This window comes from Terracoccus sp. 273MFTsu3.1, from assembly GCF_000383675.1.
In the GTDB taxonomy this organism is placed as follows: domain Bacteria; phylum Actinomycetota; class Actinomycetes; order Actinomycetales; family Dermatophilaceae; genus Terrabacter.
Window position 1 is genome coordinate 177,889 of the sequence record NZ_KB911823.1, and the last position, 25,842, is coordinate 203,730.

The following is a 25,842-nucleotide window of genomic DNA, read 5'->3' on the forward strand; positions in this document are numbered from 1 at the left end:
TCAGCCTCCGAAGGGCAGGGTCGGGACGGGACCGTCGAAGGTCACGCCGTCGGTGCGTCCGCGGGCGAGCCACAGCAGCACGTCGGCGGCCGACCCGGTGACCCGCGTGGCACCGCCACCGACGACGTGCTCGTCGCCCTCGGCCGTCACGACGTGCAGCGACGGCGGAGCGTCGTCGTGGGCGAGGCGGTTGGCGGCGTCGCGCAGGAAGAGCGACACGACCTCGGGCGGGGCGCTCGCGAACGTGTAGCCGGCGTCGAGGTCGACGTGGTGGTAGACGACCTCGCGCAGTCGCATGAACGGCACCATCCCGACCGGGATCGGGAAGCCTCCCGGGGTGCGCTCGACGCGGACGTCGGCGTGCTCGGGGCGCAGGGCCTCGAGCCGCTCGGCGAGTCGGGCCGCCGTGTCGCGGATGTCGGTCGCGTGGTCGTGCGCCGACCGACGGGCGCCGCGCTCGATGTCGGCGTCACGCGACTCGACGTCGTCGTACATCGTGTCGGCGGTGCGGGTAAGCGCGACGTCGCACACGCGCGCGAGCGCGTCGGCGTTGCGGGCGAGGTGCGCGAGGACGTGGCCGCGCGACCAGCCGGCGCAGAGCGACGGGGCGAGCACCGCGTCGTTGCGGAAGCAGGCCGCCGTCGAGGCGACCCGGTCGGTCTCGGCCGCGACGAGCGCGGGTGTCACGTCGGCGTGCCTCATGCCGTGGCCCTCCCGGGTTGCTTCTCCGTCTCGGTGTCGGACGCCACGCCCGAGGCCTTGGCGAGGGCCAGGGCGGCGCCGACGAGCGTCAGGTGCGAGAACGCCTGCGGGAAGTTGCCCACCATGCGCTTCGCGATCGGGTCGTACTCCTCCGAGAGGAGTCCGACGTCGTTGGTCAGGCCCACGAGCCGGTCCATCAGCTCGGTGGCCTCCGTCGTCATACCCGCCTTCGCGTAGGCGGTCACGAGCCAGAAGGAGCACGCCAGGAAGGGGTGCTCGTCGCCCGCGAGACCGTCGACACCCGTGTCGGTGCGGTATCGCATGACGAGTCCCTCGCGCAGCAGGTCGGACTCGACGGCGGCGATGGTGCCGAGCATCCGCGGGTCGCCGCCGTCGACGAAGCCGATCGACGAGAGCGTGAGCAGCGAGGCGTCGACCTCGGTGGTGTCGTAGTGCTGGACGAAGGTGTTGCGCCCGGGGTCGAAGCCCTTCGTCATGACCTCCTCACGCACCTGGTCGCGCAGCTCGCGCCAGTGCTCGACGGGGCCCTCGACGCCGTGCTGCTCGACGGCGCGGATCGCACGGTCGAAGGCGGCCCACACCATGACGCGCGAGTGGGTGAAGTGCCGCAGCGGGCCCCGGATCTCCCACAGGCCGTTGTCGGCCTCCTCCCAGTGCTGGGCCAGGTGGTTGACGAGCGCCCGCTGCAGGTGCCAGGAGTCGTCGTTCTCCTCGAGGCCCTTCGACCGCGCGTGGTCGAGCGAGATCATCACCTCGCCGAGCACGTCGGTCTGGCGCTGCTCGACCGCCGCGTTGCCGACGCGGACGGGGCGGGACCCGGCATACCCGGGCAGGTGCTCGAGCACCCGCTCGGGCAGGTCACGGCCGCCGTCGACGCGGTACATGATCTGCATGTCCTCGGGGTCACCGGCGACGGCGCGCAGCAGCCACGCCCGCCACAGCTCGGTCTCCTCGACGTAGCCGCAGCCGAGGAGGGCCTCGAGCGTCAGGGCGGCGTCGCGCAGCCAGCAGAAGCGGTAGTCCCAGTTGCGCTCGCCACCGAACTCCTCCGGCAGCGACGTCGTGGCGGCGGCGACGATCCCGCCGGTCGACTGGTGGGTCAGGCCGCGCAGCACGAGCAGCGAACGCGTCACCGCCTCCTGGTAGGGGCCGACGTAGTCGCTGCGGGACGCGTACTCCTCGCTCAGCGCGATCGTCTCGTCGATGCGGGCGCGCACCCGCAGCGGTGGCGGGATCTCCTCGTGGCTGCGGAACCACGTCGTCGAGAAGGTGAAGGTCTGGCCGGCGACGACGTCGAACTCGTCGACGTGGTGGCCGTCCTGGGCGTGGGGGAGCCGCGCGCCGCGCAGGACGAGCATGTCGGGCCCGGCGATGGCCGTGATGATCTCGTCGGTGTGGTCCTCGCGGTCCTCGGTGTGGCGCATCACCCACGGGCGGGTGCGGCCGTAGTTGAAGCGCACCGTCCACTCGTGGACCATCCGGACCGTGCCCTCGACGCCCTCGATGCGGCGCAGGAGGTCGGAGCGGCCGTCGCCGAGCGGCATGACGTCGGTGACGCGGACCCGGCCGGTGGGAGTCTCGTGGATCGTCTCGAGCACGAACGAGTTGCCGACGTAGCGGCGGGTCGTGACGGCGTCCGGGTCGACCGGGGTGATGAGCCAGCGGCCGTGGTCCGGCGTGCCGAGCAGCGCCGAGAAGCAGGCGCGCGAGTCGAAACGGGGGAGGCACAGCCAGTCGACGGAGCCCTTGCGGCTCACGAGGGCGGCGGTGCCGAGGTCGCCGAGCACGGCGTAGTCCTCGATCGGGGTGGGCACGGGCTCACTCATGACTGCGAGTATGCCGTCCTGGTGGGTCGGGCGCTCCCGTCGCCGGGGTGCGTGGCCGGGTGGGTACGTCCCGTGACATGTCCAGCCTTGAGCCGCCGATGGGGGGACTGTCGGTCACCCCACCTAGCATGTTGCGCGTGACTGCTACGCCCACCGGCAACGCCCATTCCCTCGTCGTCCGCGGCGCGCGCGAGCACAACCTGCGCGACGTGTCCGTCGACCTCCCACGCGACAGCCTCATCGTCTTCACCGGGCTCTCGGGGTCGGGCAAGTCGAGCCTCGCGTTCGACACGATCTTCGCGGAGGGGCAGCGTCGCTACGTCGAGTCGCTGTCGGCGTACGCCCGGCAGTTCCTCGGGCAGATGGACAAGCCCGACGTCGACTTCATCGAGGGACTCTCGCCCGCGGTCTCCATCGACCAGAAGTCGACCAACCGCAACCCCCGCTCGACCGTCGGCACCATCACCGAGGTCTACGACTACCTCCGCCTGCTCTTCGCCCGCGCGGGCCGGCCGCACTGCCCCGTCTGCGGTGAGCCCGTCACCCGGCAGTCGCCGCAGCAGATCGTCGACCAGCTCCTGACCCTCGAGGACCGCACCCGCTTCCAGGTGCTGGCACCCGTCGTCCAGGGCCGCAAGGGCGAGTTCGTCGACCTCTTCGCCGAGCTGCAGACGAAGGGCTTCTCGCGCGCCCGCGTCGACGGCGAGGTCGTCTCCCTCGCCGAGCCGCCCGCGCTCGAGAAGCAGAAGAAGCACACGATCGAGGTCGTCGTCGACCGTCTCGTCGCCAAGGGCGACGACGCCGGCTCCAAGCGTCGCCTCACCGACTCCGTCGAGACGGCCCTCGGCCTCGCCGGCGGCGTCGTCATCATCGACTTCGTCGACCGCGACGCCAAGGACAAGGACCGCGAGCGCCGCTTCTCGGAGAAGATGGCCTGCCCCAACAACCACCCGCTCGGCATGGACGAGATCCAGCCGCGCTCGTTCTCGTTCAACTCGCCCTTCGGCGCCTGCACCGAGTGCACCGGCATCGGCACCGAGCTCGAGGTCGACCCCGAGCTCGTCGTGCCCGACGACGACCTGTCCCTCGCCGAGGGCGCCATCGCCCCCTGGGCGCAGGGGTCGGGCTCGGCCGAGTACTTCCAGCGCGTCATGGGCGCGCTCGCCGAGGACATGAAGTTCTCGATGGACGCGCCGTTCCGGGCACTGCCGGCCCGCGCCAAGGAGGCGCTGCTGCACGGCCAGAACTACAAGGTCCACGTCAAGTACAAGAACCGCTACGGTCGCGACCGCTCCTACACGACCGGCTTCGAGGGTGTCGTGCCCTTCATCAAGCGCCGCCACTCCGAGACCGACTCCGAGTGGAGCCGCGACCGCTACGAGGGCTTCATGCGCGAGGTCCCGTGCCCGGTCTGCAAGGGCGCCCGCCTCAAGCCCGAGTCCCTGGCGGTGCTCGTCGGTGGCAAGAACATCTCCGAGGTCTGCGGGCTCGCCATCAACGAGGCCGCCGGCTTCCTCGACACCGTCGACTTCACGGCGCGCGAGAAGCAGATCGCCGAGCGCGTCATCAAGGAGATCGACGCGCGGCTCGGCTTCCTGCTCGACGTCGGCCTGGACTACCTCTCGCTCGACCGCCCCGCCGGCACCCTGTCCGGTGGCGAGGCCCAGCGCATCCGGCTCGCGACCCAGATCGGCTCCGGCCTCGTCGGCGTGCTCTACGTCCTCGACGAGCCCTCGATCGGCCTGCACCAGCGCGACAACCACCGCCTCATCGAGACGCTGACGCGGCTGCGCGACCTCGGCAACACCCTCATCGTCGTCGAGCACGACGAGGACACCATCGCGACGGCCGACTGGGTCGTCGACATCGGCCCGGGTGCCGGTGAGCACGGCGGCCACGTCGTGCACTCAGGCACCGTCAAGGGACTGCTCGAGCACCCCGACTCGCTGACCGGCATGTACCTCTCGGGCCGTCGCGAGATCCCGTCGCCCGACGTGCGCCGCGGCCACGACGGTCGCCAGATCACCGTCAACGGCGCCCGCGAGAACAACCTCCAGAACGTCTCGGTGAACTTCCCGCTCGGCAACCTCGTGGCCGTCACCGGCGTGTCGGGCTCGGGCAAGTCGACGCTCGTCAACGACATCCTCTACAACGTCCTCGCCAACAAGCTCAACGGTGCGCGTCACGTGCCCGGCCGGCACAAGTCCGTCACGGGTCTCGACCACCTCGACAAGGTCGTGCACGTCGACCAGAGCCCGATCGGGCGCACCCCCCGGTCGAACCCCGCGACCTACACCGGCGTCTTCGACAACATGCGCAAGCTCTTTGCCGAGACGACGGAGGCCAAGGTGCGCGGCTACCAGCCGGGCCGGTTCTCCTTCAACGTCAAGGGCGGCCGCTGTGACGCGTGCTCCGGCGACGGCACGATCAAGATCGAGATGAACTTCCTGCCCGACGTCTACGTCCCGTGCGAGGTGTGCCACGGGGCCCGGTACAACCGGGAGACGCTGGAGGTGCACTTCAAGGGCAAGACGATCGCGGACGTGCTCGACATGCCGATCGAGGAGGCCGCCACGTTCTTCGAGGCGGTCCCCGCGATCGCGCGTCACCTCAAGACCCTCAACGACGTCGGCCTGGGCTACGTGCGCCTCGGCCAGCCGGCGCCGACCCTCTCCGGTGGTGAGGCCCAGCGCGTCAAGCTCGCCAGCGAGCTGCAGAAGCGATCCACCGGACGCACCATCTACGTCCTCGACGAGCCGACCACGGGCCTGCACTTCGAGGACATCCGCAAGCTCCTCGACGTGCTCCAGGGCCTCGTCGACAAGGGCAACACCGTCATCGTCATCGAGCACAACCTCGACGTCATCAAGAACGCCGACTGGATCATCGACATGGGGCCCGAGGGCGGCTCCGGCGGTGGCACGGTCATCGCGGAGGGCACGCCCGAGGACGTCGCCGAGGTGGCCGCCAGCCACACCGGACGGTTCCTCAAGCCGATCCTCGAGCGGACGGCCCGCACGACGAGCCGCGTCCCGGCACGCACCCGGGCGAAGAAGGCCACGGCCTCTGCGGATGCTGCGGGCTCGGCTGGCTCACAGCGGACTGACGGCGCGGGCACATCGACGCCGCGCACCGTGAAGGCGAAGACGACGACGAAGACGGCGAAGACAGCCACGGCACCGAAGGCGAGCGGTCGCGCACGAGGAGGTGCCACCACCGCCGCTGCGAAGAAGACCACGTCGAGCACCACCGTGAGCAAGACGAGGTCGACCACGACCCGGAAGAGGAACGCATGACCGAGCGCACGCACTCCAGCACCACCGAGCCGACCAGCAGCACGAGCACCTCCGACACCCCGCCCACCACCCCGTCCGCCCTCCCGTCCACCGGCCCCGCCGAGCCGGGCCTCGGCGACCGCATCTCCGTGCTCACCGACCGCCGCGGCGTCCTCCGGGTCGCCGGGGTCGTCGTCGGGGCCGGGGCGCTGGCCGCCTGCAGCAGCCCGCCCGTCCCGACGGCTCCGGCCGACCCGTCGTCGAGCGGCGCTGCGGTGACTCCGTCCTCCGGGGCGGCCGCCGCCGGCGGCACGCCGACGTCCGAGATCCCCGTCGGCGGCGGCAAGATCTTCGCCGACACCAAGACCGTCGTCACCCAGCCGGCGGCCGGCACGTTCAAGGCGTTCGACGCCGTGTGCCCCCACCAGGGCTGCACCGTCAGCTCCGTCGAGGGCGGCCAGATCATCTGTCCCTGCCACCAGAGCCACTTCGACGCCACGACCGGTGACCGCGTGTCCGGCCCGGCACCCACCGGCCTGACCGCCAAGACCATCACCGTCACCGGCGACACGTTCACCGTCAGCTGAGCGTCACCCGCGGTCGTATGCCGCCCGGTCGGCGCCCCCACGGCGCCCGGCCGGGCGTCGTGCGTCCCGGCCCGCCACGCCCCCGGGCGCGGTCGCGGACCGGCCGACACGGCATACGCCAGGACGCCCTGCGGCGGCGTCGGTGGGCCGACATAGGGTGGGAACGTGGCGGACCCGACGACCTACCGACCCAAGCCGGGGGAGATCCCGACCGACCCGGGCGTCTACCGATTCCGCGACGCGCACGGCCGGGTCATCTACGTCGGCAAGGCCAAGTCGCTGCGCCCGCGGCTCTCGTCCTACTTCCAGGACATCACGGCCCTCCACCCGCGCACCGCGACGATGGTCACGACGGCGAGCTCGGTCGAGTGGACCGTCGTGCGCACCGAGGTCGAGGCCCTGCAGCTCGAGTACTCCTGGATCAAGGAGTTCGACCCGCGCTTCAACGTCAAGTACCGCGACGACAAGTCCTACCCCTTCCTCGCCGTGACGATGGGCGAGGAGTTCCCGCGGGCCCAGGTCATGCGCGGCGCCAAGCGCAAGGGCACCCGCTACTTCGGGCCCTACGGCCATGCCTGGGCGATCCGCGAGACCCTCGACCTGCTGCTGCGGGTCTTCCCCGTGCGCACGTGCTCGTCCGGCGTGTTCAAGCGCGCGACGGCGAGCGGCCGACCGTGCCTGCTCGGCTACATCGACAAGTGCTCCGCCCCGTGCGTCGGCCGCGTCACCCCCGAGGAGCACCGGGCCATCGCCGAGGACTTCTGCGACTTCATGGCCGGCAACACGACGCGCTTCGCCAAGCGCCTCGAGACGCGGATGAAGGAGGCGGCCGCCGAGCTCGACTTCGAGCAGGCCGCCCGGCTGCGCGACGACATCGGGGCCCTGACCAAGGCGCTCGAGAAGCAGGCCGTCGTCCTCGGTGACGCCACCGACGCCGACGTCTTCGCCCTCGCCGACGACGACCTGGAGGCCGCGGTCCAGGTCTTCCACGTCCGCGGTGGTCGCATCCGCGGCCAGCGGGGCTGGGTCGTCGAGAAGGAGAGCGAGGACATCCCGACCCTCGTCGAGCACCTGCTGCTGCAGGTCTACGGCGACGCCGAGCGCGACGCGATCCCGCGCGAGGTGCTCGTGCCGAGCCTGCCGGCCGACCCCGAGGCCGTCACCGAGTGGCTGTCGTCGGTGCGCGGCTCCGCGGTCAGCGTCCGCGTGCCGCAACGCGGCGACAAGCGCACCCTGAGCGAGACGGTCCGGCGCAACGCCGAGCAGTCGCTGGCCCGGCACAAGGTGGCCCGCGCGGGCGACCTGACGCTGCGCAGCAAGGCGCTGCAGGAGCTGCAGGACTACCTCGGCCTCGACGACGCGCCGCTGCGCATCGAGTGCTACGACGTCAGCCACGTCCAGGGCACCAACGTCGTCGCGTCGATGGTCGTCTTCGAGGACGGCCTCGCCCGCAAGAGCGAGTACCGCCGGTTCATCGTCCGGGGCGCGGCCACCGAGGACGGCGAGCCGGTCACCGTCGACGACACCGCCGCGATGCGCGAGGTGCTGACCCGCCGGTTCCGGCGCTACCTCGAGGACGCCGAGGGAGCCGGTGACCTCGACCTCTCGACCGGGGTCGTCGGCGGCGCGATCGACGGTGCGACCGACCGGGGGACCGACGGCGCGGCCGGTCCCGACGCGGCGGGACCGTCGGACGACGACGAGCCGTCCGCCTCCGGCCCGATCGACCCCGAGACCGGACGGCCCCGACGGTTCGCCTACCCGCCCAGCCTCGTCGTCGTGGACGGCGGCCTGCCGCAGGTCAACGCCGCCCAGGCCGTGCTCGACGAGCTCGGCATCGAGGAGGTCGCGCTCGTCGGGCTCGCCAAGCGGCTCGAGGAGGTGTGGGTCCCGCGCGACGACCACCCGGTCATCCTGCCCCGCACGAGCGAAGGGCTCTACCTGCTCCAGCGGCTGCGCGACGAGGCCCACCGCTTCGCGATCACCTTCCACCGGCAGCGGCGGTCGAAGGCGATGACGACCTCCCAGCTCGACGGCATACCCGGGCTCGGCGCGAGCCGTCAGAAGGCGCTGCTGCGCCACTTCGGTTCGGTCAAACGCCTTCGCGCGGCGGACACAACGGACATCATGGCCGTACCCGGCTTCGGCCGGTCGCTTGCGTCGGCCGTCGTCAACCACTTGGCTGAGGGAGCACCCCAGGAGCCAGCCGTGAACCTCACGACGGGAGAAGTGCTCGAATGACCGCCGACACCAGGCGCACACCGCAGACGCCCTTGGCCGATGCTCCGATCGTCATCGTCACCGGGATGAGCGGGGCCGGACGCAGCACCACCGCCAACGTCCTCGAGGACCTCGGCTGGCTCGTCGTCGACAACCTGCCGCCGCAGCTGCTCACGCACCTCGCCGAGCTGCGCGACCAGGCCCGCGCCCAGCACCCCGAGGCTCACCTCCAGCAGGTCGCCGTCGTCGTCGACGTGCGCTCGCGCGGCTGGTTCGCCCAGCTCGAGGGTGCCATCGGTGCGGCCCGCGAGCGCGGCGAGCGTCCCAGCCTCGTCTTCCTCGACGCCACGGACGAGGCGCTCGTGCGCCGCTTCGAGAGCGTGCGCCGACCGCACCCGCTCCAGGGTGAGGGCCGGCTCCTCGACGGCATCCAGCGCGAGCGCGAGCTGCTGCTCGACCTGCGCTCGTCGGCCGACGTCGTCATCGACAGCTCGGGCCTCAACGTCCACCAGCTGAGTGCCAAGCTCTCCTCGCTCTTCGCGGGCGACCGGCGCGTCCAGCTGCGGATCGCCGTCATGTCGTTCGGCTTCAAGTACGGCCTGCCGCTCGACGCCGACGTCGTCTTCGACATGCGCTTCCTGCCCAACCCCTACTGGGTGCCCGAGCTGCGGGCGCTGACCGGGCGCGACACTCCCGTCAGCGAGTTCGTCATGAAGCAGGAGGGCGCCGACGAGTTCCTCGACCGCGCCGGCGACCTGCTCGACACGATGATCGACGGCTACGTCCGCGAGGGTCGCCGCTACGTCACCGTGGCCGTCGGCTGCACCGGCGGCAAGCACCGGTCCGTCGCGATCGCGGAGGCGCTGAGCGAGCGGCTCGGCGGCCGCGACCGTGTCGACACGTTCGTCGTCCACCGCGACCTGGGTCGGGAGTGACCGGGACGACCGCGGTGACGACCCAGCGACTACCCCTCGGCTCCTCGCACCACCGGCGCATCGTCGCGCTCGGCGGAGGTCACGGCCTGGCCGCGGCGCTGACCGCGCTCCGGCTGCTCACCGACAACGTCACCGCCGTCGTCACGGTCGCCGATGACGGCGGGTCGAGCGGGCGGCTGCGCGAGGAGTTCGACGTGCTGCCCCCGGGCGACCTGCGGATGGCGCTCTCGGCGCTGTGCGACGACAGCGACTGGGGCCACACCTGGCGCGACGTGCTCCAGCACCGCTTCGCCGGCACGGGGGACCTCAGGGGCCACGCCCTCGGCAACCTCATGATCGTCTCGATCTGGGAGCTGCTCGGCGACACCGTGCAGGGCCTCGACCTCGTGGGGCGCCTGCTCGGCGCTCGGGGCCGGGTGCTGCCGATGGCGGCCGAGCCGCTCGAGATCGTGGCCGAGATCCGCGGCCACGACCCCGCCCGCCCCGATGCCACGGTCGACGTGCGCGGGCAGCACCGCGTCGCGTCGTCACCGGGCATCGTGTCGTCCATCGGCATCGTGCCGACGTGCCCGGAGCCCTGCCACGAGGCGCTGTCCGCCGTCCGCGACGCCGACTGGGTCATGCTCGGACCCGGGTCGTGGTTCACGTCCGTCATGCCGCACCTGCTCGTCCCCGACCTCGTCGACGCGCTCGTCTCGACGCCGGCCAAGCGACTGCTCAACCTCAACCTCGAGGTGCACAAGGGCGAGACCCGCGACTTCCGGGCCGAGGACCACCTCGCGTCCTTCGCCGCCAACGCGCCGGACCTCCGGCTCGACGTCGTGCTCGCCGACCCGAGCGTCGTCCCCGACGGTGCGTCCCTGCGGGCGGCAGCCGCCGAGCTCGGGGCCGAGCTCGTCGTTGCGCCAGTGGCGGCGCGTGGCGAGCCCGGGGTCCACGACCCGCTGCGGCTCGCGGCGGCGCTGCGCGACGTCATCTCCTGAGCCCGTCGCGCCGCCGCTCGCCGTGCCGGCCGGGGCTCCGGCGCGAGGGTGCTTGATCAGGGTGGCAGGATGTCGCCCATGGCCATGACAGCAAAGGTGAAGGACGAGCTCTCACGCCTCGAGGTGACCAAACCCTGCTGCCGCAAGGCCGAGGTCTCGACGATGCTCCGCTTTGCCGGCGGGCTGCACATCATCGGGGGACAGATCGTCGTCGAGGCCGAGCTCGACACCGCGAACGCCGCCCGCCGCCTGCGCCGCAACATCGCCGAGGTCTACGGGCACAAGAGCGACGTGCTCGTCCTCGCCGCGGGTGGTCTGCGTCGTGGCTCCCGCTACGTCGTCCGGGTCGTCGAGGAGGGCGCCACGCTCGCCCGGCAGACCGGGCTCATCGACACGCGTGGACGTCCCGTCCGCGGCCTGCCGCCCAAGGTGGTCAGCGCCGCGACGTGCGACTCCGAGGCTGCCTGGCGGGGCGCGTTCCTCGCGCACGGCTCGCTCACCGAGCCCGGGCGCTCGTCGGCGCTCGAGGTGACGTGCCCCGGGCCCGAGGCCGCTCTCGCCCTCGTCGGTGCCGCACGTCGCCTCGGCATCCAGGCCAAGGCCCGCGAGGTCCGCGGCGTCGACCGGGTCGTCATCCGCGACGGCGACGCCATCGGCGCGATGCTGACGCGTCTCGGGGCCCACGACGCCGTCATGGCCTGGGAGGAGCGGCGGATGCGCCGCGAGGTGCGGGCCACGGCCAACCGTCTGGCCAACTTCGACGACGCCAACCTGCGCCGCTCCGCGCGGGCCGCCGTCGCCGCCGGGGCCCGGGTCGAGCGCGCCATGGAGCTGCTCGGCGAGGAGATCCCCGACCACCTGCGTGAGGCCGGTGTGCTCCGCCTCGAGCACAAGCAGGCCAGCCTCGAGGAGCTCGGCCAGCTGGCCAAGCCCCCGATGACCAAGGACGCCGTGGCCGGTCGCATCCGTCGCCTGCTCGCCATGGCCGACAAGCGGGCCGAGGAGCTCGGGGTCGCCGGCACCGACGCCAACCTCACGGCCGACATGCTCGAGAGCTGAACCGGAGCCGCCCGACCCGTCGCCCGGGTGCCTGCCCGGCGGTGCTGCGCGTGCTGAGCGCGTGCTCACCAAGCCCTGAGACTGCCGCTTCGGCGTCGGAGGCGACGCACTAGGGTGTGGTGTGATCGAGGTCGCAACGGGGCGGCCCAAGGTCTGGCATTTTCGTCCGACACACAGTCTCACCGAAGAGGTGCACAGCAGTGACCGTTCGCGTTGGTATCAACGGCTTTGGCCGCATCGGCCGCAACTTCTTCCGCGCCATCGTGGCGTCCGGAGCCGACATCGAGGTCGTGGCCACCAACGACCTCATGGACAACAAGACCCTCGCCCACCTGCTCAAGTACGACTCGATCCTGGGCCGTTTCCCCGGTGAGGTCACCTACGACGACACGTCGATCATCGTCGACGGCAAGGCTATCCGGGTCTTCGAGGAGCGCGACCCCGCCAACATCGACTGGGCCGGGGTCGGCGCCGACATCATCGTCGAGTCCACCGGCTTCTTCACCGACGCCCAGAAGGCCAAGGCCCACATCGACGGTGGTGCCAAGAAGGTCATCATCTCGGCCCCGGCCAAGAACGAGGACATCACGATCGTGATGGGCGTCAACGACGACCTCTACGACCCCGCCGCGCACACGGTGATCTCCAACGCCTCGTGCACGACGAACTGCCTCGCGCCGATGGCCAAGGCACTCAACGACGAGTTCGGCATCGTCAAGGGCCTCATGACGACCATCCACGCCTACACGCAGGACCAGAACCTCCAGGACGCCCCGCACAAGGACCTCCGTCGGGCCCGCGCCGCCGCCCTCAACATCGTCCCCACCACGACCGGCGCCGCCAAGGCCGTCGCCCTCGTGCTGCCCGAGCTCAAGGGCAAGCTCGACGGCTACGCGCTCCGCGTGCCCGTGCCGACCGGCTCGGCCACCGACCTGACCTTCGAGGCCGGTCGCGAGACGACCGTCGAAGAGGTCAACGCCGCCGTCAAGGCGGCCGCCGAGGGCCCGATGAAGGGCTACCTCGTCTACACCGAGGACGAGATCGTCTCCAAGGACATCGAGACCGACCCCGCCTCGTGCATCTTCGACGCCGGCCTCACCAAGGTCATCGGCAACCAGGTCAAGGTCGTCGGCTGGTACGACAACGAGTGGGGCTACTCCAACCGCCTCGTCGACCTCGTCGCGCTCGTCGGCTCGTCGCTCTGAGCCACTCGGCCACCGCCCTCGGTGCTCTCGTGAGCACCCCGGGCGGTGGCCGCACCCTTGTCACCCGTGTCCGCCCCATTCCCCAACTGACGAAGAGGCATCCCGCGTGAAGACCACCAGCGACCTCGGGGACCTGCGCGGCAAGCGCGTCCTCGTCCGGTCCGACCTCAACGTGCCGCTCGACGGCTCGACGATCACCGACGACGGCCGCATCCGCGCCTCGGCCCCGACGATCAAGGGCCTGGCCGACGCCGGGGCCCGCGTCATCGTCTGCGCCCACCTCGGACGCCCCAAGGGCGCGCCCGAGGCCAGGTACTCCCTCGCCCCCGTCGCGAAGCGGCTCAGCGAGGTGCTCGGCACCGACGTCGTCTTCGCCGACGACACCGTCGGTGACGACGCCAGGGCCAAGGCCGCAGCGCTCGAGGACGGCCAGGTGCTGCTCCTCGAGAACCTCCGCTTCAACGCGGGCGAGACCGCCAAGACCGACGACGAGCGTGCCGGCTTCGCGGGCGAGCTCGCCTCTCTCGCAGACGTCTTCGTCTCCGACGGCTTCGGGGTCGTGCACCGCAAGCAGGCCTCCGTCTACGACGTCGCGCGTCTCCTGCCGCACGCCACGGGCGACCTCGTCTCCACCGAGGTCGACGTCCTGCGCCGCCTGACGAAGGACCCCGAGCGTCCCTATGCCGTCGTCCTCGGTGGCGCGAAGGTGTCCGACAAGCTCGGTGTCATCGGCAACCTCCTCGGCACGGCGGACCGCCTCCTCATCGGTGGCGGCATGGTCTTCACCTTCCTCGCCGCGCAGGGCCACGAGGTCGGCAAGAGCCTGCTCGAGTCCGACCAGATCGACACGGTCAAGGGCTACCTCGAGCGGGCCGAGAAGGAGGGCGTGGAGATCGTGCTCCCGGTCGACGTCGTCGCCGCCGACGCGTTCAGCGCCGACGCGGCGCACGAGGTCGTCTCGGCCGACGCCATCCCGGCCGACCGGATGGGCCTCGACATCGGGCCCGCGTCCAGCGCGCTCTTCGCCGAGAAGCTCGCCGACTGCCGCACGGTCTTCTGGAACGGCCCGATGGGTGCCTTCGAGATGGAGCCCTACGCCGCCGGCACCAAGGCGCTGGCCCAGGCGCTCGTCGAGATCACCGCCCAGGGCGCGCTCACCGTCGTCGGCGGCGGGGACTCCGCTGCGGCGGTGCGCCAGCTCGGCTTCGCCGACTCCGACTTCGGGCACATCTCCACCGGTGGCGGTGCCAGTCTCGAGTACCTCGAGGGCAAGGAGCTGCCCGGACTCACCGTGCTCGAGGAGGGCGACGCCTGATGGCCAAGGACACCAAGCAGGTCGGGCGCGTCCCGCTCATGGCCGGCAACTGGAAGATGAACCTCGACCACCTCCAGGCGACGCACCTCGTGCAGAAGCTCGACTGGACGCTGCGCGACGCGAAGCACGACCACGCGGCCGTCGAGGTCGCCGTGCTGCCGCCCTTCACCGACCTGCGCTCGGTCCAGACGCTCGTCGAGGGCGACAAGCTCGACCTCAGGTACGGCGCGCAGGACCTGTCGCCGCACACGTCGGGTGCCTACACCGGTGACATCTCGGGCGCCTTCCTCGCCAAGCTCGGCTGCACGTACGTCGCCGTCGGGCACAGCGAGCGGCGCGAGGGCCACGGCGAGACCGACGCCGTCGTCAACGCCAAGGTCAAGGCGGCCTACGCCCACGGCCTGACGCCGATCCTCTGCTGCGGCGAGGCGCTCGACGTGCGCAAGGAGGGCCGCCAGGTCGAGCACGTCGTCGCCCAGCTGCGCGAGAACCTCGACGGGGTGACCAAGGAGCAGGCGGCGTCGGTCGTCATCGCCTACGAGCCGATCTGGGCCATCGGCACCGGTGAGGTCGCCACGCCCGACGATGCGCAGGAGGTCTGCGCGGCCATCCGCACGCTGCTCGCCGAGCTCTACAGCGGCGATGTCGCCGACGGCGTACGCGTCCTCTACGGCGGCAGCGTCAAGTCGGGCAACGTCGCGGCGATCATGGCCCAGGAGGACGTCGACGGCGCCCTCGTCGGCGGTGCGTCGATCGACCCGACGGAGTTCGCGTCGATCTGTCGCTACCGCGACCACGTCGGCACGTCCTGATACGTTCCAGTCGGCCGGACGCGTCCCCACGGGGCCGTTCGGCCGATGGGCCCTCGGGCAGGTATCCTTGCCCGAGCCCCGGAACAACGCGGGGGAGTGGCCGTCCGGCCCGACGACCCCCGAGATCCCGACGATTTGGAGTGACCACGTGGATGCGGTTCGCATCGTGCTTCAGGTCCTGCTGGTGCTGTCCAGCATGGTCCTGACCCTCTTCATCCTGCTGCACAAGGGCAAGGGTGGCGGCCTGTCCGACATGTTCGGCGGGGGCATGTCCACGTCGCTCGGTGGCTCATCGGTCGCCGAGCGCAACCTCGACCGCTTCACGGTGGCCGTGGCGCTCGTGTGGGCGACGGCGATCATCGGTCTGGGCCTCCTGGCCCGTTTCGCGAGCTGAGAGAAGGAACAGATGGCCAGCGGTAACGCCATTCGTGGAAGCAGGGTCGGCGCCGGCCCGATGGGCGAGGCGGAGCGCGGCGACGCCGCCCCTCGCGTCCACATCTCCTACTGGTGCTCCAACGGGCACGAGACGCGTCCGAGCTTCGCCGAGGAGCCCGGCATGGTCCTGCCCGAGACGTGGGACTGCCCGCGCTGCGGGTTCCCGGCCGGCCAGGACAAGGACAACCCGCCGGCCCCGCCGAAGGTCGAGCCCTACAAGACACACCTCGCCTATGTGAAGGAGCGTCGCAGCGACGCCGACGGCGCCGCGATCCTCGACGAGGCCCTCAGCACGCTGCGCGAGCGCGGCCTCATCCAGTGACCTCACCGGTCACCCTCGGGTGACTCTGACGACGCAGGGCCCGGGAGATCCTCCCGGGCCCTGCGTCGTGTCGTATGCCGTCCGGTGCCGCGAGGGTCGCCCGCGTCGGTCAGTCGAGGGCCGAGGCCGCGTCCGCATCGACGAGCCAGACGGTCGCGTCGGTGCCCGCCGGTCCGGCCGCGGGGACGTCCCAGCGGTCCGTGCCGGGGACGAGCGCAGCCTTGACCGCCTCCGCCTTGTCGGCTCCGGACACGAGGAACCACACCTCGTGGGAGCGCTCGAAGCACTCGAAGGTGAGGCTCACCCGGTCCGGTGGGGGCTTCGGCGAGTCGTGCACGGCGACCGCGATGGCGTCGGTCACCCGCTGGGCCTGGTGGTGCGGGAAGAGCGAGGCGACGTGACCGTCCGGGCCGACGCCGAAGAGCACGACGTCCCACGCCTTCTGGCCGTGCTCGCGGATCGTGCGGGCGTAGGCCTCGGCGCTGGCCTCGGCGCTGTCCGAGGCGTCGGGACCGGCCACCCGGTGCACCTTCGCGGGGTCGAGACCCAGCGCGCTGAGACCCGCCTCGTCGTTCTGGGTGTCGTTGCGGTCGGGGTCACCCGCGGGCAGGTAGCGCTCGTCGCCCCACCACACCCGCACCCGTGACCAGTCGACGGCCGAGCGGCCCGGCGTCGTCAGGACGGAGGCGATGATCGCCGATCCCATGGACCCGCCGGTGAGAGCCACCTGGGCCTCGGGGTTGCGGGTCTGGGCGTCGATGACGGCGGTGACGAACCGGGCTGCGGCGGCGTCGGCCAGCGACTGCTTGTCCGGGTGTACGACGACGCGCGGCTCGGCGGTCACGAGGTCGCCGTCCCGCTCGCCGCCTTCGTGGCCGTGGTGGCCTTGCGGGCCGTCGCCTTGCGCGTGCCCGCCGTCGTGCGCGACGCGGTCTTCGTCGTGCTCTTGGCCGCGGCGCCCGTCTTCGACGCACTCTTCGTCGCTGCCCCCCGGGTGGCCGACGTCGCGGCCGCCTTCGTCGTCGCCCGCTTGGCGGTGGCTCCCTTGGCGGTGGCTCGCTTCGCAGTGGCTCGCTTCGCAGTGGCCCGCTTGGCGGTGGTCCGCTCGGGCGTGGCCGCCGTCGTGGCCGGGGTCGACGACTCGGTCCCGGACGCCTTCTTCCGGTTCTTCGCCGCCTGCTTCTCGCGCGGCGTCCGCTTGCCCGCGAGCTTGCGGACCGTGGCCGCGTGCACGTCGGCGGTCTCGGCGTGCTCGGGCGCCGGGGGAGCCGTGATCATCGCGCTGGCCTCCTGCGCCGACTCGTCACGGCCGAGGCGGGCGGCCAGGCGACGCGACTCGGCGGGGTCCGGAGCCTTGCCCGCCTTGGCCGCAGCGGCTGCGGTGAGACGCACCGGCTGGAGCGCCCCGAGGCCGTGCAGCAGCGCGTCCTCGTAGGCGTCGTCCGGGTCGAGGCGACGCAGCTCGTCGGCCAGGCACTCCGGCAGCTCGCGCCGGGGCAGGCTGATCCGGCGGTCGGGCTGACCGGTCTGCGAGAGCGTCGCGACGACGTCGCCGGGACGCACCAGGTCGATGGGACCGCTCTTGCGCTCGAGGCGGACCGAGCTGATGCCCGAGCCGCGCGGGGTCGAGACCCGGTGCACGGGCACCCGGAGCCGCCGCGAGAGCCAGCCGGCGAGCAGGTCGCTCGACGGGGAGTCGGGCGCGCCGCTGACGACGGCACCGGTGATCGGCTCGTAGGGCGGCTGGTCGAGCGCGGCTGCGAGCAGGCCGCGCCAGCGGGTCAGTCGGGTCCACGCGAGGTCGGTGTCGCCCGGCGCGTAGTTCGCCGCGCGCTTCTTGAGCATGAGCCGCGGGTTGCGGTGCTCGGCCGCGTCGGTGATGCGTCGCTGGGCCATCGCGCCGATGGGGTCCTTGGCGACGTCCGCCGGTGCCTCGCCGGGCCACCAGGCCACGATGGGGGAGTCGGGCAGCAGGAGCGGCACGACGACGCTCGGGCCGTGGTTGGCCAGCGCGCCGTAGAGCCGGAGCACGACGATCTCGCTCGCACCGGCGTCGCCGCCGAGACGGATCTGTGCGTCGAGGCGGTTCTTGCCGCGACGGTCACCGGCGATGACGACGATGATGCGGCAGGGGTGCTGGCGACTCGCCTGGTTGGCGATCTCGATGGCGTTGCCGGCGTCGCTGTCCTCGACGACGACGACGAGCGTCAGCACGCGGCCGAGAGCCATCGCACCGACCTCGTTGCGCAGACGCACCAGCGTCTTGCTGATCCCGGTGGTCGTGGTGTCGGTCAGGTCGCGGATCACGGCATCCTCCACGTACGTCCGTCGCGTTCGAGCATCTCGTCCGCCGAGGGCGGTCCCCACGTCCCCGCGGGGTACTGCTGGGGCTTGCCCGACTTGGCCCAGTGCTTCATGAGCGGGTCGAGGATCCGCCAGGACGACTCGACCTCCTCGTGCCGCGGGAAGAGGGGCGGGTCACCGAGCAGCACGTCGAGGATGAGGCGTTCGTACGCCTCGGGCGACGCCTCGGTGAACGACGAGCCGTAGCCGAAGTCCATCGTGACGTCGCGGACCTCCATCTGCGCACCGGGCACCTTGGAGCCGAAGCGGATGGTGACGCCCTCGTCGGGCTGCACGCGGATGACGATGGCGTTCTGCCCGAGCTCCTCCGTGGCGGTGTGCTCGAAGGGCAGGTGTGGCGCCCGCTTGAAGACGACCGCGATCTCGGTGACGCGCTTGCCGAGACGCTTGCCGGTGCGCAGGTAGAAGGGGACGCCCGCCCAGCGGCGGGTGTCGACCTCGAGCGTCACCGCGGCGAAGGTCTCGGTGACCGACGTCGGGTCGACGCCGTCCTCCTCGAGGTAGCCGACGACCTCCTCGGCGCCCTGCCAGCCACCGGCGTACTGCCCGCGTGCGGCGCCCTTGTCGAGGTCCGCAGGGAGGCGGACGGCCGAGAGCACCTTCTCCTTCTCGGCGCGAAGGTCCTTGGCGTCGAAGGAGACCGGCTCCTCCATCGCCGTGAGCGCGAGGAGCTGGAGCAGGTGGTTCTGGATGACATCGCGTGCCGCACCGATGCCGTCGTAGTAGCCCGCGCGGCCGGCGATGCCGATGTCCTCGGCCATCGTGATCTGCACGTGGTCGACGTAGTTGGCGTTCCACACCGGCTCGAAGAGCTGGTTGGCGAAGCGGAGTGCCAAGAGGTTCTGGACCGTCTCCTTGCCGAGGTAGTGGTCGATGCGGAAGACGGAGTCCGGCGGGAAGACGCCCTCGACGATCTCGTTGAGCTCCTGGGCGCTCTTGAGGTCGTGGCCGAAGGGTTTCTCGATGATGACGCGTCGCCAGCTGTCGCCCTCGGCCTTGGTCAGGCCGCACCGCTCGAGCTGCTCGCACACGGTCGCGAAGAAGCCCGGCGGGATCGAGAGGTAGAAGGCGTGGTTGCCGCCTGTGCCGCGGTCCTGGTCGAGCTCGTCGACGGTCTTGGCGAGCAGGTCGAACGCCGCCGGGTCGTCGAACGTGCCGGGCACGAAACGGAAGCCCTCCGACAGGTTGCGCCACACGTCCTCGCTGAAGGGGGTGCGGGCGTGCTGCTTCACGGCATCGTGGACGACCTGGCCGAAGTCCTGGGCCGCCCAGTCACGGCGGGCGAAGCCGACGAGCGAGAAGCCCGGCGGCAGCAGCCCGCGGTTGGCGAGGTCGTAGATCGCCGGCATGAGCTTCTTGCGCGCCAGGTCACCGGTCACGCCGAACAGGACGAGACCGCACGGTCCGGCGATGCGGGGGAGGCGCTTGTCCTCTGCGGTGCGCAGCGGGTTGTGCCCGTGCGAGATGCGCGCAGGACTCATGCGCGGCCTCCTGCCAGCAGCGCCTCGCGCAGCTGCGCGAGACCTGCGTCGTGGTCGGTGAGGTGCAGCTGGAGGACGGGGCGACCGTGGTCCGCGAGGACCGCGGCGTCGCCGCCCGCCTGGGACGCGATGAAGTCACCGAAGGTGAACTCGCGTCCGGGAATCGGGAGGTCCTCCTTGGGCTCCGTCGTGATCTGGAGGTAGACGCCGACCGCCGGGCCACCCTTGTGGAACTGGCCGGTCGAGTGCAGGAAGCGCGGGCCCCAGCCGAACGTCGTCGGACGCTCGGTGCGACGGGCCAGCGGGACGCGGCACGCGGCGAGGTCGGCGTCGGCCAGCCGGTCGAGGTAGGCCATGACGGCGACGTAGCCGTGCTCCGGGTCGAGCTGCGCGAAGAGCGCGTCGAGGGCGGCGGGCACGGTCTGCGCGCCGCCGAGCCAGTCGCCCGACCCACCGAGCGTGCGGATCTCGATGGCGCCGTCCGTCGCGGCGGGATCCGTGCTCGCACCCGTCCCCTGGTCGAGCAGGGCGCGGGCGGCCTTCTTGGCGCTCTCGACGTCCGGCTGGTCGAAGGGGTTGATGCCGAGCAGGCGCCCGGCGACGGCGGTGGCCACCTCCCACAGGAGCAGCTGGGCACCGAGGGCGCCGCCCACGCGTACCTCCGAGGCGACGTCGTCGGCGGGGATCGCTTCGTCGTCCGCGGCGACGAGACGCGCCACGGTGACGTCGGCCGCGGGCCAGGCCACCTCGGGGTCCTCGTCGCCGCCGGCGACGACCGGCAGGACACCGGTGCCGTTCTTGCCGGTGGACTCCGCGATGAGCTGCTCGGCCCAGTCGGCGAACCCGATGATGCCGGAGCCGTCGTCGACGAGGACGAGCTTGTCACGCAGGGGGTCGGTGCCACCCATGGCGGCGCCGAGACGCAGGCCGGGGTTGGCGTCGTCGTCGGCGGCCAGCAGGTCCGCGACGGACTCGGCCTCGTCGAGGAGGGCCTCGACGTCGACGCCGGCGAGCCCGCTCGGCACGAGGCCGAAGGCGGTCAGCGCCGAGTAGCGGCCACCGACGTCGGGGTCGGCGTTGACGACGCGGTAGCCCTTGGCGCGGGACTCCTCGTCGAGCGGGCTGCCGGGGTCGGTGACGATGACGATGCGCGACGCGGGGTCGATGCCGGCGTCGGTGAACGCCTGCTCGTAGGCACGGCGCTGGGAGTCGGTCTCGACCGTGGAGCCGGACTTGCTCGAGACGACGACCACGGTGTGCTCGAGGTCGTCGCCGAGGGCGCGCCGGACGTAGTCGGGGTCGGACGAGTCGAGCACGACGAGCGGCTTGCCGGCCGTGGCGCAGATGACCTCGGGTGCGAGCGAGGAGCCGCCCATGCCGCAGAGGACGACATGCGTCAGGCCCTGCTCCGCGAAGGAGTCGCGCAGCGCGGCGATCTCGCCGACGAGGGGGCGCGACGACCGCGGGAGGCCCACCCAGGACAGGCGGATCCGCGACTCGGACTCGGCGTCGGGACCCCACAGCGTGGCGTCCCGGGCGAAGAGGCGGCTCGCGACGGAGTCGCCGACGAGGCTCGGTACGTGCCTCCCGATCGCGTCCGCCGCTGCTCCTGATGCGCTGACGGACAGCGAGCTCATGCCGTCACCTTCTCCATCTCCGCGGTGACGCCGTCCAACAACTCGCCCCACGCCTTCTCGAACTTGTCGACACCCTCGGTCTCGAGCAGGTCGACGACCTCGTTGTACGAGACCCCGACGCCCTCGAGGTCGTCGAGGACGTTGCCGGCCAGCTCGTAGCTGCCGGTCACCGTGTCGCCGTGGATGTCGCCGTGGTCGGCCGTCGCCTCGAGCGTCTTGCCGGGCATCGTGTTGACGACGTCGGCGGCGACGAGCTCGTCGACGTACATCGTGTCGGGGTAGGCCGGGTCCTTGACGCCGGTGGACGCCCAGAGTGGGCGCTGCACGTTGGCACCGGCCTCGGCGAGCGAGCCCCAGCGCGGCGTCGAGAAGACCTCCTCGAAGGCCTGGTAGGCAAGGCGGGCGTTGGCGAGGCCGGCCTTGCCCTTGAGGGCGCGGGCCTCCTCGGTGCCGATGGCGTCGAGCCGCTTGTCGATCTCGGTGTCGACGCGCGAGACGAAGAACGAGGCGACCGAATGGATCGTCGACAGGTCGTGCCCGTTGGCGTGCGCCTTCTCGAGGCCCTCGAGGTAGGCGTTCATGACGGCGCGGTAGCGCTCGAGGGAGAAGATCAGCGTCACGTTGACGCTGATGCCCTCGGCGATGGTGGCCGTGATGGCCGGGAGGCCGGCCTTCGTCGCGGGGATCTTGATGAGGACGTTCGGGCGGTCGACCGCGGCATACAGCTGCTTGGCCTGCTCGACGGTCTTGTCGGTGTCGTGGGCGAGGCGCGGGTCGACCTCGATCGAGACGCGGCCGTCGACACCCTTCGTCGACTCGTAGAGCGGGAGGAAGAGGTCACAGGCACGGCGCACGTCGGACGTGGTCAGCTCGAAGACGACGCTCTCGACGTCCTTGCCGTCCTTGGTCAGCGCGGCGAGGTCGTCGTTGTAGCGCTCACCCTTGGAGAGCGCGGCCTGGAAGATCGAGGGGTTCGACGTCAGGCCGACGACGTTGCGCTCCTCGATGAGCTCGGAGATCTTGCCGGTCTCGATGAGCTCGCGGGACAGGTCGTCGAGCCAGATGGAGACGCCTGCTTCTGAGAGGGCCTGGGTGTTCGGGTTGGTCATGCTGGTCACTTCCCCTTGCTCGTTGCGGATGCGGCTGCCGCGCTGGCGGCCTTGCCGCTGCCGGTCTGCGCGTCGCCACCCATGACATCGGTGGACGCGCTCTGGGCGGCGCGGGCCGGGTTGGTCTCGGTGACCCCCGGGGCCTTCGTCGCGGAGCCCTTGGCTGCCTTGATGGAGTCCTTCGCGGCCTTGACGACGGCGTCGGCGGTGATGCCGAACTCACGGAACAGCGTGGCCTGGTCGGCGGAGGCGCCGAAGTGCTCGATGCTGACGATGCGCCCGGCGTCGCCGACGACGTCGTGCCAGCCCATCGAGATCCCCGCCTCGACGCTGACGCGGGCCCGGACTGCGGGCGGCAGGACCTTGTCCTGGTAGGAACGGGTCTGCTTCTCGAACCATTCCCGGCACGGCATCGACACGACGCGCGTGGCGATCCGGGACTTCTCGAGGCGCTCCGCGGCCTGGACCGCGAGCTGCACCTCGGAGCCGGTCGCGACGATGACGACGTCGGGGTCACCGGCGCGCGACTCCTCGACGAGGACGTAGGCGCCCTTGGCGACGCCGCTGACCTTGCCGTACCTCGTGCGGTCCCACGTGGGGACCGGCTGGCGCGTCAGGCAGAGGGCGGCGGGCCCGTCACCGTTCGTCAGGATCTGCGCCCAGGCCGCGGCGGTCTCGTTGGCGTCCGCCGGGCGGACGACGTCGAGGCCGGGGATGGCGCGCAGGGCCGCGAGGTGCTCGATCGGCTGGTGGGTCGGGCCGTCCTCGCCGAGCCCGATGGAGTCGTGCGTCCACACGTAGGTGACCGGTGCCTGCTGGATCGCGGCGAGACGCACGGCCGGGCGCATGTAGTCGGAGAAGACGAGGAACGTGCCGCCGTAGGGACGGGTCAGGCCCTCGAGTGCGATCCCGTTGAGGATCATGCCCATCCCGTTCTCGCGGATGCCGAAGTGCAGCGTGCGGCCGAACGGGCCGCCCTTCCACGTCGACGTCTGCTTCGAGGTGGGGATGAAGGACGGCTGGCCCTCCATCGTCGTGTTGTTGGACTCGGCGAGGTCGGCGGAGCCGCCCCAGAGCTCGGGCATGACGTCGGCGATGGCCGTGAGGACCTTGCCGGAGGCGGCACGGGTCGCGACGCCCTTCTCGTCGGCGGGGAAGGTCGGCATCGCCTTGGCGAGGCCAGCCGGGGCCTGGCCCGCGAGGATGCGGTCGAGCAGGGCCGCACGGTCCGGGTTGGCCCTGCGCCACGCCTTGTACGCCTTGTCCCACTCGCGGTGAGCGGCCTTGCCGCGCTTGACGACGTCGCGAGCGTGCTTGAGGACGGCGGGTTCGACGGCGAAGGTCTTCTTCGGGTCGAAGCCGAGCAGCTCCTTCGTCCCGCTGATCTCCTCGTCGCCGAGGGCCGAGCCGTGGGACTTGCCGGTGTTCTGCTTCGTCGGCGCGGGCCACGCGATGATCGTGTGCAGCACGACGAGGGTCGGCTTGTCCGTCACCGAGTCGCCGGAGCGGATCGCGGCGAGCAGCGCGTCGACGTCCTCGACGTAGGTCGCGCCGTCGGCGTCCTTGCGCCAGTCGACGCGCGCGACGTGCCAGCCGTAGGCCTCGAAGCGCGCCGCGACGTCCTCGCTGAACGCGATGTCGGTGTCGTCCTCGATGGAGATCTGGTTGGCGTCGTAGACGACGGTGAGGTTGCCGAGCTCCTGGTGGCCGGCGAGGGCGCAGGCCTCGTGGGAGACGCCCTCCTGCATGTCACCGTCGGAGGCGATGACGTAGACGTGGTGGTCGAAGGGGCTCGTGCCCGGCTTGGCATCGGGGTCGAAGAGGCCGCGCTGGCGGCGCTGCGCCATGGCCATGCCGACGGCCGAGGCGAGACCCGAACCGAGCGGGCCGGTCGTGATCTCGACACCGGGGGTGTGGTGGACCTCGGGGTGGCCCGGCGTCAGCGAGCCCCACGTGCGCAGCGACTTGAGGTCGTCGAGCGAGAGGCCGTAGCCACTGAGGTAGAGCTGGATGTACTGCGTGAGGCTCGAGTGCCCGCAGGAGAGCACGAACCGGTCGCGTCCGAGCCAGGCCGGGTCGGACGGGTCGTGCGTCATGACGTTCTGGTAGAGCAGGTACGCGAGCGGCGCGAGCGACATGGCCGTGCCCGGGTGGCCGTTGCCGACCTTCTGCACGGCGTCGGCGGCGAGCAGTCGCGTGGTGTCGACCGCGCGCACGTCGAGATCGCTCCAGCCGGCCTTCTTCGCCACGGGCAGCGGCAGACCCGGGTCGCGCTGTGCCAGCAGGCCCTTCGTCTTCGCGGTCCGCGTGGTGCTGGATCGGGTGGGCTTCTTCGCCTTCGTGGCGGTGCTGGACGCAGCAGTGGGCACGGAACGGGTCTCCTTCAACAAGGGTTGATCACGTACGGCCACGAGCCTAGTGCCCGCGCTGTGAGGGACGACACCTCGCCCGGCGGTCGGAACGGCCATCTGCCGGTGCGGTGCCGGCCGTCGGCGGCGACGGTCTAGACTTGCGACGCAATGCTCACGTACCCAGCGGGTCGGAGCGACGTACCAGCGGTGAGGATCTCAGTGACAACGGTGGACCCCCGCGCCGACCTCTCGGCGCTGCACGGTCCCGACGGCAGTGGGCTGAAGTTCCTCCTCGGACAGTACGTCTCGCTGATGAAGCCGCGGATCATCGAGCTGCTCCTCATCACCACCATCCCCGTGATGTTCCTGGCGGAGCAGGGCGTGCCCGACCTGTGGCTCGTCGTCGTCACCGTCGTCGGTGGCACGCTGTCCGCCGGTGCGGCCAACACCCTCAACTGCTACATCGACCGCGACATCGACGCCGTCATGCACCGCACGAGTCGTCGGCCGCTCGTCACCGGAACGGTCAGTCCCCGGGGCGCGCTCGTGTTCGGGGTGGCGCTGGCCGTCGGGTCGACCGTGTGGCTGGGCCTGCTCGTCAACTGGCTGAGCGCCTGGCTCGCCCTCGGGGCGCTGCTCTTCTACGTCTTCGGCTACACGCTGCTGCTCAAGCGCCGCACGGCCCAGAACATCGTCTGGGGCGGCGCCGCGGGCTGCATGCCGGTGCTCATCGGCTGGTCGGCGGTCACCGACTCGCTCAGCTGGTCGGCGTTCATCCTCTTCATGGTCATCTTCTTCTGGACGCCGCCGCACTACTGGCCGCTGTCGATGCGCTACAAGGACGACTACGCCACGGCGCACGTGCCGATGCTGCCGGTCGTCGAGCGGTTCGTCGTCGTCGCGCGCCAGATCGTCGCCTACTCGTGGGCCATGGTGCTCACGTCGCTGGCGCTCGTGCCGGTCCAGCAGGTCGGCTGGGTCTACACCGCCGCTGCCGTGGTCGCCGGCGCGCTCTTCCTCACCGAGGCGCACCGTCTCCTCGCCAAGGCGAAGGCCGGTGCGGCCGAGGACGTCCTCAAGCCGATGCGCCTGTTCCACTTCTCGATCACGTACCTCACGATCCTCTTCGTGGGAGTCGCGCTCGACCCCATCTGGCACCTGCCGCTGCCGTTCTTCTCCTGACCGGGGACGCCACACCGAGGG

Annotated in this window: 20 protein-coding genes; 12 read left to right on the plus strand and 8 right to left on the minus strand. The window is 71.3% G+C overall.

Annotated features, from left to right (window positions below):
- Both H283_RS0113720 and H283_RS0113725 read right to left on the minus strand, forming a co-directional pair.
- A complete protein-coding gene (locus H283_RS0113720) occupies positions 1 to 702 on the minus strand; it encodes a maleylpyruvate isomerase family mycothiol-dependent enzyme (RefSeq protein WP_020144094.1) in 702 nt (233 codons plus the stop codon).
- The gene (locus H283_RS0113725; protein ID WP_020144095.1) at positions 699 to 2,549 is read right to left on the minus strand and encodes a glycoside hydrolase family 15 protein; all 1,851 of its coding nucleotides are present in this window, start codon (positions 2,547 to 2,549) and stop codon (positions 699 to 701) included. Before H283_RS0113725 ends, H283_RS0113720 begins: the two co-directional genes overlap by 4 nt.
- Positions 2,550 to 2,677: 128 nt before the next feature.
- Between H283_RS0113725 and uvrA the strand changes: the two genes are divergently transcribed.
- From uvrA to H283_RS0113780, 11 genes are all read left to right on the plus strand, one after another.
- Complete coding sequence (uvrA, locus tag H283_RS25195) at positions 2,678 to 5,845, plus strand: excinuclease ABC subunit UvrA (RefSeq protein ID WP_043649461.1); 3,168 nt, start codon at positions 2,678 to 2,680, stop codon at positions 5,843 to 5,845.
- Positions 5,842 to 6,411 (plus strand): Rieske (2Fe-2S) protein, encoded by a 570-nt coding sequence (locus H283_RS25200; protein ID WP_020144097.1) that lies wholly within the window; start codon positions 5,842 to 5,844, stop codon positions 6,409 to 6,411. Before uvrA ends, H283_RS25200 begins: the two co-directional genes overlap by 4 nt.
- A gap of 165 nt (positions 6,412 to 6,576) precedes the next feature.
- The gene (gene uvrC, locus H283_RS0113740) at positions 6,577 to 8,652 is read left to right on the plus strand and encodes an excinuclease ABC subunit UvrC (RefSeq protein ID WP_020144098.1); all 2,076 of its coding nucleotides are present in this window, start codon (positions 6,577 to 6,579) and stop codon (positions 8,650 to 8,652) included.
- Positions 8,649 to 9,566 (plus strand): RNase adapter RapZ, encoded by a 918-nt coding sequence (gene rapZ, locus H283_RS0113745; RefSeq protein ID WP_020144099.1) that lies wholly within the window; start codon positions 8,649 to 8,651, stop codon positions 9,564 to 9,566. The genes uvrC and rapZ overlap by 4 nt, the downstream gene beginning before the upstream one ends.
- Positions 9,563 to 10,549 carry a uridine diphosphate-N-acetylglucosamine-binding protein YvcK gene (gene yvcK, locus H283_RS0113750; protein ID WP_020144100.1) on the plus strand — a complete coding sequence of 329 codons (987 nt, stop codon included), beginning with the start codon at positions 9,563 to 9,565 and terminating at the stop codon, positions 10,547 to 10,549. Before rapZ ends, yvcK begins: the two co-directional genes overlap by 4 nt.
- A gap of 78 nt (positions 10,550 to 10,627) precedes the next feature.
- A complete protein-coding gene (gene whiA, locus H283_RS0113755) occupies positions 10,628 to 11,608 on the plus strand; it encodes a DNA-binding protein WhiA (RefSeq protein WP_028785583.1) in 981 nt (326 codons plus the stop codon).
- Positions 11,609 to 11,808: 200 nt separating this feature from the next.
- Positions 11,809 to 12,813, plus strand: a complete 1,005-nt coding sequence (gene gap / locus H283_RS0113760; protein WP_020144102.1) for a type I glyceraldehyde-3-phosphate dehydrogenase — start codon at positions 11,809 to 11,811, stop codon at positions 12,811 to 12,813.
- A gap of 106 nt (positions 12,814 to 12,919) precedes the next feature.
- On the plus strand, positions 12,920 to 14,128 hold the full coding sequence (pgk, locus tag H283_RS0113765) for a phosphoglycerate kinase (RefSeq protein ID WP_020144103.1): 1,209 nt from the start codon (positions 12,920 to 12,922) through the stop codon (positions 14,126 to 14,128).
- Positions 14,128 to 14,940, plus strand: a complete 813-nt coding sequence (gene tpiA / locus H283_RS0113770) for a triose-phosphate isomerase (RefSeq protein WP_020144104.1) — start codon at positions 14,128 to 14,130, stop codon at positions 14,938 to 14,940. Before pgk ends, tpiA begins: the two co-directional genes overlap by 1 nt.
- Before the next feature lie 148 nt (positions 14,941 to 15,088).
- Entirely contained in the window at positions 15,089 to 15,334 is a 246-nt protein-coding gene (secG, locus tag H283_RS0113775) for a preprotein translocase subunit SecG (RefSeq protein WP_020144105.1), read from the plus strand.
- A gap of 12 nt (positions 15,335 to 15,346) precedes the next feature.
- Complete coding sequence (locus H283_RS0113780; RefSeq protein ID WP_081633871.1) at positions 15,347 to 15,697, plus strand: RNA polymerase-binding protein RbpA; 351 nt, start codon at positions 15,347 to 15,349, stop codon at positions 15,695 to 15,697.
- Positions 15,698 to 15,806: 109 nt separating this feature from the next.
- On the opposite strand, the gene pgl is transcribed toward H283_RS0113780, so the two are convergent.
- The 6 genes from pgl to tkt are packed head-to-tail and all read right to left on the minus strand — an operon-like array spanning position 15,807 to position 24,657.
- On the minus strand, positions 15,807 to 16,541 hold the full coding sequence (gene pgl, locus H283_RS0113785) for a 6-phosphogluconolactonase (RefSeq protein ID WP_020144107.1): 735 nt from the start codon (positions 16,539 to 16,541) through the stop codon (positions 15,807 to 15,809).
- Positions 16,538 to 18,004: a glucose-6-phosphate dehydrogenase assembly protein OpcA gene (gene opcA / locus H283_RS0113790; RefSeq protein ID WP_156023195.1), complete on the minus strand. Its 1,467-nt coding sequence runs from the start codon at positions 18,002 to 18,004 to the stop codon at positions 16,538 to 16,540. The genes pgl and opcA overlap by 4 nt, the downstream gene beginning before the upstream one ends.
- Positions 18,001 to 19,542 (minus strand): glucose-6-phosphate dehydrogenase, encoded by a 1,542-nt coding sequence (zwf, locus tag H283_RS0113795; protein ID WP_020144109.1) that lies wholly within the window; start codon positions 19,540 to 19,542, stop codon positions 18,001 to 18,003. Before zwf ends, opcA begins: the two co-directional genes overlap by 4 nt.
- Positions 19,539 to 21,179 carry a glucose-6-phosphate isomerase gene (locus H283_RS0113800; protein WP_020144110.1) on the minus strand — a complete coding sequence of 547 codons (1,641 nt, stop codon included), beginning with the start codon at positions 21,177 to 21,179 and terminating at the stop codon, positions 19,539 to 19,541. Before H283_RS0113800 ends, zwf begins: the two co-directional genes overlap by 4 nt.
- Positions 21,176 to 22,288, minus strand: a complete 1,113-nt coding sequence (gene tal, locus H283_RS0113805) for a transaldolase (RefSeq protein WP_028785585.1) — start codon at positions 22,286 to 22,288, stop codon at positions 21,176 to 21,178. The genes H283_RS0113800 and tal overlap by 4 nt, the downstream gene beginning before the upstream one ends.
- A gap of 5 nt (positions 22,289 to 22,293) precedes the next feature.
- Positions 22,294 to 24,657 carry a transketolase gene (gene tkt / locus H283_RS0113810; protein ID WP_020144112.1) on the minus strand — a complete coding sequence of 788 codons (2,364 nt, stop codon included), beginning with the start codon at positions 24,655 to 24,657 and terminating at the stop codon, positions 22,294 to 22,296.
- 189 nt (positions 24,658 to 24,846) lie between these two features.
- On the opposite strand from tkt, the gene H283_RS0113815 reads away from it, so the two are divergent.
- The gene (locus H283_RS0113815; protein WP_369791900.1) at positions 24,847 to 25,821 is read left to right on the plus strand and encodes a heme o synthase; all 975 of its coding nucleotides are present in this window, start codon (positions 24,847 to 24,849) and stop codon (positions 25,819 to 25,821) included.
- The last annotated feature ends 21 nt before the right edge of the window (positions 25,822 to 25,842 follow it).